The sequence below is a fragment of the Protofrankia symbiont of Coriaria myrtifolia genome, from assembly GCF_900634755.1.
Classification (GTDB): domain Bacteria; phylum Actinomycetota; class Actinomycetes; order Frankiales; family Frankiaceae; genus Protofrankia; species Protofrankia coriariae.
Map to the genome: position 1 here is coordinate 1 of NZ_CAAAFS010000019.1, position 11,213 is coordinate 11,213.

Below are 11,213 nucleotides of genomic sequence, written 5' to 3' on the forward strand. Positions count from 1 at the left end.
TTTTCCGGATCGTTTGTTCGGATTACTCGTTCAGATCATTGCCCGGTGGGCGCTGTTGCCCGGTGGGCGCTGACTCGACACAGGCGGCCGTCCGAGCGCCGATCCGCGTGATCTGAAGATCCCGGGCCGGTCGACGACTCGCAGGGCGGGCCAACAGCACCTGCGGGTCCCCAACCCCCGAACCCCGAAGACGTCCGGTGGAATCCGGTCCTTCACGGGCTGGGGGGTGGGCTTGGAGGATGCCCTCCGGGCAACGTGGCCACCACGCGCAGGACGTCCGCTGGCGTTATCGAGGCGAGGCCCTGCTCGGTGCCGGCCGCGGCGGAACCGTTCCGGTCCGCGGCTCCCCGCTCCCCGGACCACAGCGCGACATGTTGGCCGCGGTCGGGCGGTGGTCCCCACCGGGCCGGTGACACCGGTCCGAACAGCAGTACGGACGGCGTCCCGTAGGCGGTCGCGAGGTGGCCTATCCCGGTGTTGGCCGCGAGCAGCAGCGACCCGGCGGCCACCAGCGCGCACAGTTCGGGCAGGTCGATCGATCCGGCGAGCACTGCCGCCGGGGGCAGGCCGGCCTCCCGCGCCACCGTCCGCGCCAGCTCTGTCTCCTCCGGCCCGCCCGTCACGACCACCCGGTGGCTGCTGGTGGCGAGTGCCCGCGCCACCTGCGCCCACAGCCGCGCCTGCCATCGACGGACCGGGTGCGCGCCACCTGGATGCACGATCGTCGCACCACCGACGACCGGGGGGACGGTCGGCCGGGGTAGGGAAAGATCGTCTGGATCGCACGCGACCCCGTGTGCCTCCAGCAGCCGGCACCATCGCGCCACCTCGCGTTCCTCCCCGGCCTGTCGCTCTCGCGGGTCGCCGTGGTGTTCCCGCGGGGCGTGCTGCCTGTTGCCGGCTCGATGTTCGTCCCGATCCCAGGACACCCCGCCCGCCAGGTCGAAGGCCCACAGCTCCGCTGGCGCCGTCGCGCGCAGCACCTGCGTCGAGGCCGGTCCCCGGCCGTGCAGGTTCACCGCCAGTGCCGGCCGCTGAACGGCCACCGGGCCGAGTTTCGGTGTGTCCACGACACCGTCGACCGCCCCGGACAGCAGCGCCACCGGTTCCAGCCAGCGTGGCGTGGCAAGCAGGATTCGCGCGTCCGGCCGGGCTCGGCGCAGGCCGCGCAGGGCGGGCAGGACGGTCAGCAGGTCGCTGAGGCCGAGGGCGCGCAGCGCGACGACTGTCCCGGCCGGGCCGCGGCCACCGGCTGGGCGGTAGCGGGACAACCGGTAACGACCACTGTCACGACTGGTCACAGGTAGGGGTTCTCCAGTGATGGGGATGGTTGGACGCACGATGCTCCGTCCCGATCGGCTCCGTCCCGATCGGGAAGCGTCCCCGCGGGGACCGGTCCGGGGTGTCCAGGATCAGGAACGCACTGATTATCACCCAGGGTCATAAATGGTTCGCATGGTGACGTGGCCATGCGTCCGGAGTTTCCCCGAGAATAGCGATGGAAACTATTATTACTCAGAGTGTCGATCTTTTGGGATGTCGCCCCGTCCGGAACCGGGCGAAAGCCATCTTCCGTTCGGCTTCTCGCTCTTTCTGTTCTTGTCGGATCCCCCTCGGTTGCGTGTATACCGGTCGAAAGGGGCCACAGGGGAGGCTGCGGGAGCGGTGTATGACGGCCCGCTGCCGCGGCCGCGGCAGCGGGCCGGCCGGCGGTTTTCACCGGTCCCGCCGTCTTCGACAACGGTCTTCGGTGACGGTTTTCGGCGACGTTGCGGTTTTCGACGGCGTTGCCCGGGGAAGGTTCCCCGAGCATGTTCGCGCGGTGCGGAACCAGTGTGCACCTGTTCCGCCGGGTCTGGATACCGGGTCTGGACATCGTCGGGCTCGGTCCCGCCGGCGGCGGCGCGCCCCGGGGCGCCGGCCGTCGCGCTGACCGGTCACGGGGCCGGCCACGGATACATCCGAGGCGCTTTCTCTGCGGGGGCCGGGCGCGGGGGACGCTGTCGGCCAACTGGCCCGCTTGCCGACGTGGCCCGTCGACATGTGGCCTGTCGACATGACCGTCGACGCGGCCCCCGGTTCTACCGTCGCTCCAGGCTTGGCCCGCACGGGCTCGGCCTGCCACCGCCCGCCCCTTCCCGGCACGGCGGACCGGGGTCGCCCGCGAGACCGGGGCCGCCCGCTGGCCGACGGGACCGCGCGAATCCCGTCCGCGGCCGGGTGGGGAAACCCGGCGCACCCCGGGGCTACCGCCGAACACACCGCACCCCGGCCATAGCCGGCCCATAGCCGAGCCGAAGGGAGACAGGCAGAGGAGACGGACAAAGAAGTTCTTGCAACGAGAAAAAGCGGGACATTTTCCGCAATCTTCGCTCCGGGGAGAACTCTTGAGTGTTTTCGACAGTCTCATGCACGGACTCGACGAAGGCGACCGTGACCGGGCGCTGGATCTGATCAGGGACCGGATCAGCCAGGAACGGCACCGGGCCGAAGGCGGCGACGCGGTGCGCCGGGTCGACCGGGGGACCGGCCTGCGCCGCGGCGGTGCCGGTGGCCGCCGCGTTCCCGCCCGTCGGGATTCCCACCGCCGGGAGCACTGACCGGCGCGCGGCCGCGACGCGGCCCGGACGGAACCCCGCCGGCTCGCGTGAGCCCGTTCCGAACACCCAGGAACACCCCAGGAGCCCGGAAGCGATCCGGGCGAGACACCCATCCGAACCGACAGCGGACCTGAGCAACAGGAGCCCGAACAGCAGACCCGAACACGACAGCGAGCCCGAACAAGACGGAGTACGTGAGGACCGGTACCGGACATGACAGGAAAGAACATCGACGAGATGCGACGGGACGTGCCCTCGACGGTTGCCCGATCTGACGACAAGGCGGTGCGCACATGGAAGGAGACCCATGACAGCGCGGTCGGGACCTACGGCGAGGGGGCGCGGGCGCACCGGACGGCGTTCGCCACGCTCAGGCGCACCCACGAGAAGGTCGGCAACCGCTGGGAGCCGAAGCACGACGCCGGCCCTTCGGGCCAGCGGCCGGTGAAGCATGCCTCGGCCTCGAGCAGGGACACCGGTTTGTCAGGCCACTCGCCAGGAGGTCACCCGTCAGGCCATCGGACGGCGAAGCGGGCCCCGGCCCCGGGCGGGACCAGGCTGACCATCGGGGCCGTGGATGAGAACGCCCCGGTGCGGCACCTGCGCGAGGTGGCCCGCGAACTCGACATCCCCGGCCGCTCGACGATGCGCAAGGCCGACCTCATCAGAGCCATCAACCGAAGCCAGCGATAAGAACAGCCGTTACAACAACCCTCTTGTGATTGTTTTCACCTGTGCGTCGCCGGTCAACGTCGGCGACGCACAGGTGCTTTCCGCCTACGGCCTACGGCCTACGGCTGCTGGCCGTAGGCCGTAGGCCGTAGCCGTGGATGGCCTCCGACGGATTCCAGCCGTCAGCCGTAGGTGGTTTCCGTCGTCATGACAACATTTTTCACCTACAGGCGCGGAAGCCGTAGGTGGAAAGGGTCGTCATGACAACGGTTTCTGCCTACGGCTGTGGCTGGGGGGCGCTGGCCGCTGCCGAACGGCGGGCGACACGGGCGGCGAAGATGCCCGCGCCGAAACCGTTGTCTATGTTGCACACAGCGATGCCGGGAGCGCATGAGGTAAGCATGGCGAGCAGTGCGGTGAGCCCGCCGAAGGACGCGCCGTAACCGACGCTGGTCGGGACGGCCACGACCGGTGTGCCGACCAGTCCGCCGATCACACTCGGCAGGGCTCCCTCCATGCCGGCGATGACGATCAGGCAGTCGGCCTCGGCCAGCCGGTCACGGACGGCGAGGACGCGATGCAGCCCGGCGACCCCCACATCCATGATCGTCTCAACGCCCACCCCGGACGCGCGGGTGGTCAGCGCGGCCTCCGCGGCGACCGGGGCGTCCGACGTCCCGGCGCAGACGACGACGACCCGGCCGTGGGCCGCGGGCAGCGGACCGATGGCAACCGTGGCCGCGGCCTGCGCGGTACCGGCCGCATGACCAGCGAAGACGGAGTGGCTGGCGTGGCCGACCGGGTGGTTGGCGGCGGCGTGACCGGCGGTGTGGTTGGCGGTGTTGGCGTGGCCGGTGGTGGCAGCAGCGGTGTGGCCGGCTGTGGCGGAGAGCGCGGCGAAAGCTCCGCCGGGTGCCTCGGCCGGTGTCTGCGCGGACGTCGTGAGCTCGTCCGGCCAGCGGGCCCGCAGCGCCGTGACGGTGGCGGCGTCGGCCCGCGTGACCAGCGTCGGACGGCCGGGGCCAGCGGTCCGCCGCAGTTCGGCGACGATGCCGACTGTCTGCGCCGGGGTCTTGCCGGCGGCGTAGACGACTTCCGGGTCGCCGGTGCGGAGTCCGCGGTGGGTGTCGACACGGGCGTATCCGAGGTCGGTCCAGCCGCTGCCGTCACCGAGCGGGCCCGCGGCCAGGCGCGCCAGGGCGTCGTCCGGCCCGACCGTGCCGGAGGCCACGGCGTCCAGCAGGAGCCGCACATCCTCCGTATCCATACTGCCGACCCTACGGGTCCGCCGCCTGATCTCCGCCGCCTCCTCGCGCCGCCGCCTCCTCGCGCCGACGGCTCGCCCATGCCGCCGCTGTCCGGTCCGCTGGAGCGGTCGGGCGCTGGGGCGGTTGGGTGCCGGCGGAGCGGGGCCCGCGGATGCGATCCGTCACCGGATCGTAGGATCGTCGAGGTGAGACGCGCGGAGCTGGCGGAGCTGGCGATGGGCCCGGTCTCGGATACCGGGTGTCCGCTCATCCGGTGTCCGAGACCCCGTACCGTTGGGAGATCCGCTGGGGACGCGTCCGGGCTCTTCTCCTCCCGGGTACGACCGGGTTCCCCCTCGGGCACGGTCGGGGCTGTCGCGATGTCCGTTGCCCCGGTGACCGGCTCCGCCCCGGGGACGCTGCCCGCTCCGGCGGTCCCACCCCGTCCAAGTGGAAGGCTGTCGGCATGACATCCGGAAGGTCGTCGGTATGACGTCAACGACGCGTCTGGTCTATCTGGGGCCGCCCGGCACGTTCTCCGAAGCGGCGCTGATGACCCTTCCGATCGCCGACAGGGCCCAGCTCGACCCGCTGCCGAACGTGGCGGCAGCGCTGGACGCGGTCCGTCAGGGGGACGCCGACGGGGCGCTCGTCCCGTTCGAGAACTCGGTCGAGGGCTCGGTGTCGACCACCCTGGACGAACTGGCCAGCGGTGATCTGCTCCAGGTCACCGCCGAGGTCGTGCTCCTGATCCGGTTCGCTCTGCTGGTCCGGCCCGGGACTGTGATCGATGCGGTTCGCACGGTTTCCAGCCATCCGCACGCCCAGCCGCAGTGCCGCCGGTGGCTGGCCAAGAACCTGCCCGACGCGCGGTGGGAACCGTCGTTCAGCAACTCCGAGGCGGCGCGCCGGGTGCAGGCCGGGGAGGTCGACGCCGCGCTCGCCGGCGCCTTCGCCGCCCCCCGCTACGGACTGTCGGTGCTGGCCGACGACGTTCAGGACGTCGACGGGGCGCAGACGCGGTTCGTGCTGGTCACCCGCCCGGGGCCGCCTCCGTCGCCCACCGGGTCCGACCGCACCACGGTGGTGTTGTTCGAGCGGGACGACCATCCCGGCGCGCTGCTGGAGATACTGACCGAGTTCGCAGTCCGGGGGGTCAACCTGACCCGGCTGGAGTCCCGGCCGACCGGCGCGGGGCTGGGCCGGTACTCCTTTTCGGTCGACTGCGAGGGGCACGTGTCCGAGGCGCGGGTCGGGGAGGCGTTGTCGGCACTGCACCGCGTCTGCGCCGAGGTCCGGTTCCTGGGCAGTTATTCGCGGGCGGACGGACGGGCCGGGGTGGTGCGGCCGAGCACGTCCGACGATGCCTTCCACGAGGCGGCGGTCTGGCTGTCCGGTCTGCGCGGGGATACCCGTGCCCGAAGCACCGACGGATCCTGAGGCCCGCCAGGAATGACGGCCGGTCAACCACGCGCCCTGCCCTGACCAGGAAAACGAGGGTGGAAATGGCTGCGGTGGCAGCGGTTTGTTCCCTTACTCGCATGATTCGACAGTGCTTCTACAGTGCTCGGTCACGCGTTTTTGATCGGTTGCGGGACGGGTTCGCGTTGCTTGGTCGGCTTCCTGGTGGCCTGTGGATCCGAAGTGACACGTCATCTCCGGATCGTCATGGTGGGTTGTCCGGGACCGGACCGAGAATGATTACTTTCTGTGACGTCTGATTGGCCCGGATGGTGATCGCTTGTGCCGTGGTCCGCGCGTGTTCTCTCCCGCTTCTCTGTCGGGTCGCGACACTTCGACACTTTTTTGTGTTACCTTGAGTTACATTCTCGCTACCAGGAGAGTTCGTCCGGGTGGGCGAACGAGTTGCCTCACCGACAGGGAGGCCAGGGAGTGCGATAATCATGACCAATACTGGCGAGCTGTTCCTGCCAGTACCCCGGGAGCCCGGGCCAACCGGGCCAACCGGATCGGTGGAGCCGGTCCGGCGGGAATTTCTGCCGAGCGGGAAGTCCCGCGAACAGCCGCACGAAGGGCAGCCGCGGGAGGAGCTGTCGCGCGAAGAGCCGCGGCAGGGGCCCGGTCGGACCGCTTCCAGTCTGCCGGCCGGCCCGGCCGGCACGTGGCCAGCGGTGCTGGACACCGCGCGGCTCGCTCCGTCCACCCTGCCGGTCATGCCGGTCGCGATTCCAGCGGCCCGCACTCCTCCAGATGATCATTTGGATACCCGCGCGGTACCGGAGCCGCCAGGCCACACGAGCTCGCCGGACGAGCTGGCTGCCGGGTTTTCCGGGGACTCCCCCGCGGACGGGCAGCCTCCGCTGCCCGAGCCGGTGGCAGCCGCGGGCCCGCCGATGTCCGACCGCAGGCAGTTCCACCTGTATGCCGGCGCCGCCATGGTGGGCGCGCTCCTCCCTGACACGCAGCTCGCGGATCTCGTTGACGTGCACGGCACGACCGCACAGGCCGCGATCGCCCATGCTGAGGGACAACTGACCGAACTGCTCGGTACCCACGAGCAGACCTCGCCCGCCCAGGTGATCACCGAGACGCTCCGGCTGCGGCACTACCTGGACCAGCTCGCCCAGCGTCAACTGACCGCCTCGGATGCCCGCCGGCTGCGCATCGCCGCTGGCCGGGCCACTGTCCTGCACGCCGACGCCGCTTTCAAGCTGGGTGAGCCCGAGGTCGCGGGGGCCCTGGCCGCCGCTGGTTTCGCGGCCGGGGAGTGGGCCGGGGACGGCCCGTTGCGAGGGTCCGCGCGTGAGATCGGGGCGGTCGCCGAGTTCTACGGCGGTCGTCCGGACGTGGCCCTGCGACTCGCCCGGGACGGGCTGCGGTATGTCAGCGCGGGGCCGGTGCGGGCTCGGCTGGTCTGCCAGGAAGCCCGCGCGCTGGCCGCGCTCGGTGACGTCCGGGGCGCCGCGCGGGCGCTCGACCTGGCCTACGAGTTCGCCGACATGATTCCCGTGGAACAGTGGGGATCTCCGGGGCCGGGTTTCGACACCTTTCACCCGGTCGAGGTCGCCTACAACGCGACCACGGCGCTGTGCCTGCTCGGACGGTCCCGCGCCGCCGAGGAACACGCGCAGTTCGCCATCCCGCGGCTGGACGCGATGAACGCGCCCGGGTTCCGGTCGGTGATCCGTCTCGATCTGGCGTTGGCGCTGGCCTGCCAGGGCCGTCTCGAGCTCGACCGGGTGTGCGCACTGGCCACCGAGGCGATCTCGATCTCTTGGGGACGCGCGGTGGCGTCGGTGTCGAATCGGGCCGACCAGCTGCTCGCGGTGACCCGGGCGCACGGGGAGGTCCGGGAGGTCCGGGAACTCGCCGCGTACGTCCGGGGGTGGCAGCGGGAAGGCCAGCGACAGCCAGCCGGCCCGGACGCGGCTGTCGCCAGAGCGGACGCTGCCAGCACGCAGGCTGCCAGCACGCAGGCTGCCGGAGCGGTGGCTGCCGCGACGAAGGCCCCCGCGGGGCACGAGCGGTGAGCCATGGCCGACGCCGGCCCCACGCAACCTCCGTAGCGGAACAACAACGGACGGTGCATATCACGTGAATCACTTGAACGACGTGCGAAGGCCGGCGGGTGGCCCGGTCGCCGGTGGCGGGCGTTTCACCGTCGCCCGGGCCTGGGAAGTTCTTTGGGAGATCTGCGCGGCGGCCGGGTTGGACGGCCAGGACGCGGAAATGATCAAAATCGCGGCGAACGCGATCTTCCGGCTGCCCCGGGCCGGGGTGGTCGTCCGGATATCCGGGTCGCGGGCGATGGCGCACCGGGCGGACAAGGTCGTCCAGGTCGCTCGCTGGCTGGCCCGCCACGACGTCCCGGCCGTGCGCCTGGCGCCGGGCCTGCCGGCACCGCTGCGGATCGCGGACACCGTGGCCACCCTGTGGATCGACGCCGGCCGCGAGGGTCCGGTGGGGCCGGGAGAGCCGCCGGAGCCGGCCGCCGGGATCCCCTCGCCGGCCGTGGGCGGGGACGTCCAGCCGCCTACCGGGGCCCGTGGGCCGGCGGCCGGGCACGGGCCCACGGCCAGGCATGCGGCGCAGGGGCGGGTCGTGCCGCCGCGTGGCACGACGATGCGTCCGGTGACCGGGCGGGCGGCGACCGGGCGGTCGGCGTCGGAGCACGCGGCGAGGGGTCGTCCGGCGCCCGGATGGGCGGCCACGGCGGGCGGGGTGTCACGGACCGACGGCCCGCCGACGGAACGTGATCTTGCTGTCGCGCTGCGCCAGCTGCACGCCCTGCCGCTGCCGGACATTCCCCTGCCCCGTTTTGACCCGCTCGCCGACGTCCGGTTACGTCTCGCCGACGCCGAGGGGCTGCCCGCCGCCGACCTCGCGTTTCTGCAACGGCTGACCGCCCGTTGCGAGGCCGCGCTGGAACGCGTGGTGTACGCCCTGCCGGCCGGGATCATCCACGGCGACGCCCATCTGGGAAATCTCGTCAGAGCTCGTGACGGCGAGGTGCTGATATGTGATTTCGACGCCGCCTGCCACGGGCCGCCCGAATGGGATCTGATCCCGCTGGCCGTCGGGCGGCTGCGGTTCGGCTATCCGCCGGAGCAGCACGCGACGCTCGCCGCCACGTACGGTTTCGACGTCATGCGCTGGCCGGGTTTCGAGGTGTTACGGGCGGTGCGGGAGCTGAAGCTGGTGACGAGCGTGGTGCCGGTCCTCGCGAGCAATCCGCGGGTGGCCGCGCAGTTCGCGGTCCGTCTCGCCAGCCTGCGTTACCAGGACGAGACCGTCCGATGGATGCCCTATTCCTGAGAGTACGTCCGGCCCTGGGAAAACGTCAGGATCCTGACTGTCGTCATGGTTCTGACGAACTGTCAGCCTGCTGTGACCGATCTGGCCACGCTGTTCTCGCAGGGAACACCGTCCTTCTTCGAAGGTGTCGTCTTCGCGGGAACATTTGTCCGCCGCCGGCCATGCTCCCTCCGGGACCGCCTCCTTCGAGTTTGCCCCCGGTGCGGGTACGTGGATGAATCCACCATTCGATGTCGTCATGTTATCGGATGGCTGTTGGTGGATGTTCCGGGGAAGTGCCGTGATTGTGCCCACCATCCGGCGGCCGGCTCGGGCACAACGTCCGGGTCGGCGGGGCAACGGACGGTTCCGGCCGCCGGCCGTCCAGGCATCCCGGATTCGCCGTTGCCTGTCGGTTCCCGTCCTGGCGGGCAGCTTGCCACAGCGGGTTGTTCCAGCCCGGCTCGCGGAGCCGGGAGAAGCCGGTACCGGTACCGGTACCGTGCCGGCGGGGCAAGGCGTTCGTCACGTCGATCCACAGCCCGAGATCGCTGCCTGAGATCACTGCCACGCCGGACGAACTCCCGCCGTCTCCCGTCGTTCGCGGGGCGCCTGCGGACCTGTCCGGACCGGCTCGCTGGCCGCCTCCGCCCAGCCTGTGTGCCTCGCCCAGCCCGTGTGCCGTTCCCTCCGCGGCTGGTTGGCCGCGGCCGTCACGTCGTTCGTCCAAGGAGAGCCGTCCAAGGAGAGATGCGGCCATCCGCCCGCGAGATCGCGGAATCATGCTGCCCGCTGGCGCGGACGGTATCGGTGTCAGCCGTGGTGTAATGGCTCGCAGCGCGCCGAAATACCCGTGATCGCCTTCTTTCGGACGGTCGTCGGCTGGGGCGGACGGACCTGGTCGGCTGTGCGCACCCGACTGCCGATGGGACGAACAAATGATATGGACATGTTGTTCGCCCGCCGGTTCCCGTGCCTGCTGTTCCGCCTTCCTGGGTATTTTTTGGTAATGCTGTGAGAGCTGGGGCAGAAGGAGCTCAAGGGAGCTTTCAGTGGACCATGATATATCCGTTGGGACCTGCTTGTTGAAGGTTTTCTAAATGACGACCGGACACCTCGGTCGGATGGCTTCTTATGGTACGGCCAACGCTTGGCGCGCACTGCGGGAGTGACCGGTACCGGTGCCGCATGGCTGCCTGGCGTGGCGGCTGCCCGGCCCAGGGTGACCGCGCGGCCGGGCTGCCATCCGATATTTGCCCGACTTTTGGCGGGGAGCGTCCCGCTTGTGGTGTCGGGTGACCCGGATCTTCTTTCCCGGCTATTTTTCTTCTTTTGACGGAATGCCGCCATTTTACCCTCGGGAAACCGGCGGAATTACAACCTGCGAAGTTGGCTGTTGGGGTTGACCGAGCGAGTACCCGGTGGGGTAGTGTCACTTCTCGTTCGGTCGGTATACGACGAGAGGAAAAACGTAATGGCACAGCAGCAGCAACAGCAGCAGATCGAGCAGGAGCTTCGCCAGAACTGGCAGCAGATCCGCTACCGTCTGCTCGACGAATTCGGTCAGGTCGGCACCGCGGACCTGGACGCCGCCCGCGATGTCAACGACCTCGTGCAGCGGATCGCGGACAAGACCCACCACAGCGAGCGCTACGTGGAGACCCGCCTGCAGGAGCTCGTCGGTGTGGGTGCCGCCGGGCAGCGCGGCCAGCAGCAGGGCGGCTTCGGCCAGCAGCAGGGCCAGCAGGGCCAGCGCTTCGGTCGGTAGTTACCACGTAACACGGTGGTATCCCGGCGGTCGGCCGCCGGTGTGTGCTGCGGAGCTCCGTGACATGGCTGGGTACGTGTCGCGGAGTTTTCCATGGCACGGCGCGTACGGTGACCGTCTCGTGCTGGTGTTCGGTCGCTGAAAAGCAGCCGTCCGGGATCTCCCGGTGGT

General features: G+C 70.3%; 8 protein-coding genes. 6 read left to right on the forward strand and 2 right to left on the reverse strand.

Features of this window, described 5'->3' with window-relative positions; translation table 11 throughout:
* Positions 1 to 212: 212 nt before the first annotated feature.
* Positions 213 to 1,271 carry a glycosyltransferase family 9 protein gene (locus tag CM1CMNOD_RS00810; RefSeq protein WP_431307064.1) on the reverse strand — a complete coding sequence of 353 codons (1,059 nt, stop codon included), beginning with the start codon at positions 1,269 to 1,271 and terminating at the stop codon, positions 213 to 215.
* A 1,116-nt stretch (positions 1,272 to 2,387) separates the two neighbouring features.
* Between CM1CMNOD_RS00810 and CM1CMNOD_RS00815 the strand changes: the two genes are divergently transcribed.
* Together CM1CMNOD_RS00815 and CM1CMNOD_RS00820 are read left to right on the forward strand one after the other, a co-directional pair.
* Positions 2,388 to 2,600: a hypothetical protein gene (locus CM1CMNOD_RS00815; protein WP_013871794.1), complete on the forward strand. Its 213-nt coding sequence runs from the start codon at positions 2,388 to 2,390 to the stop codon at positions 2,598 to 2,600.
* A gap of 213 nt (positions 2,601 to 2,813) precedes the next feature.
* Positions 2,814 to 3,293: a ChaB family protein gene (locus CM1CMNOD_RS00820; protein WP_013871795.1), complete on the forward strand. Its 480-nt coding sequence runs from the start codon at positions 2,814 to 2,816 to the stop codon at positions 3,291 to 3,293.
* Between the two features lie 256 nt (positions 3,294 to 3,549).
* Here the strand turns inward: CM1CMNOD_RS00820 and larB are convergent, their stop codons facing one another.
* Positions 3,550 to 4,539 carry a nickel pincer cofactor biosynthesis protein LarB gene (gene larB / locus CM1CMNOD_RS22090; RefSeq protein ID WP_013871796.1) on the reverse strand — a complete coding sequence of 330 codons (990 nt, stop codon included), beginning with the start codon at positions 4,537 to 4,539 and terminating at the stop codon, positions 3,550 to 3,552.
* A 469-nt stretch (positions 4,540 to 5,008) separates the two neighbouring features.
* Between larB and pheA the strand changes: the two genes are divergently transcribed.
* The 4 genes from pheA to CM1CMNOD_RS00850 all read left to right on the forward strand — a co-directional run bounded on the left by pheA (position 5,009) and on the right by CM1CMNOD_RS00850 (position 11,042).
* Positions 5,009 to 5,959: a prephenate dehydratase gene (pheA, locus tag CM1CMNOD_RS00835; protein ID WP_013871797.1), complete on the forward strand. Its 951-nt coding sequence runs from the start codon at positions 5,009 to 5,011 to the stop codon at positions 5,957 to 5,959.
* Positions 5,960 to 6,423: 464 nt separating this feature from the next.
* Positions 6,424 to 8,010 (forward strand): hypothetical protein, encoded by a 1,587-nt coding sequence (locus tag CM1CMNOD_RS00840; protein WP_013871798.1) that lies wholly within the window; start codon positions 6,424 to 6,426, stop codon positions 8,008 to 8,010.
* 82 nt (positions 8,011 to 8,092) lie between these two features.
* Positions 8,093 to 9,295 (forward strand): aminoglycoside phosphotransferase family protein, encoded by a 1,203-nt coding sequence (locus CM1CMNOD_RS22680; RefSeq protein ID WP_050803650.1) that lies wholly within the window; start codon positions 8,093 to 8,095, stop codon positions 9,293 to 9,295.
* Positions 9,296 to 10,748: 1,453 nt separating this feature from the next.
* Positions 10,749 to 11,042: a hypothetical protein gene (locus CM1CMNOD_RS00850; protein ID WP_013871801.1), complete on the forward strand. Its 294-nt coding sequence runs from the start codon at positions 10,749 to 10,751 to the stop codon at positions 11,040 to 11,042.
* The last annotated feature ends 171 nt before the right edge of the window (positions 11,043 to 11,213 follow it).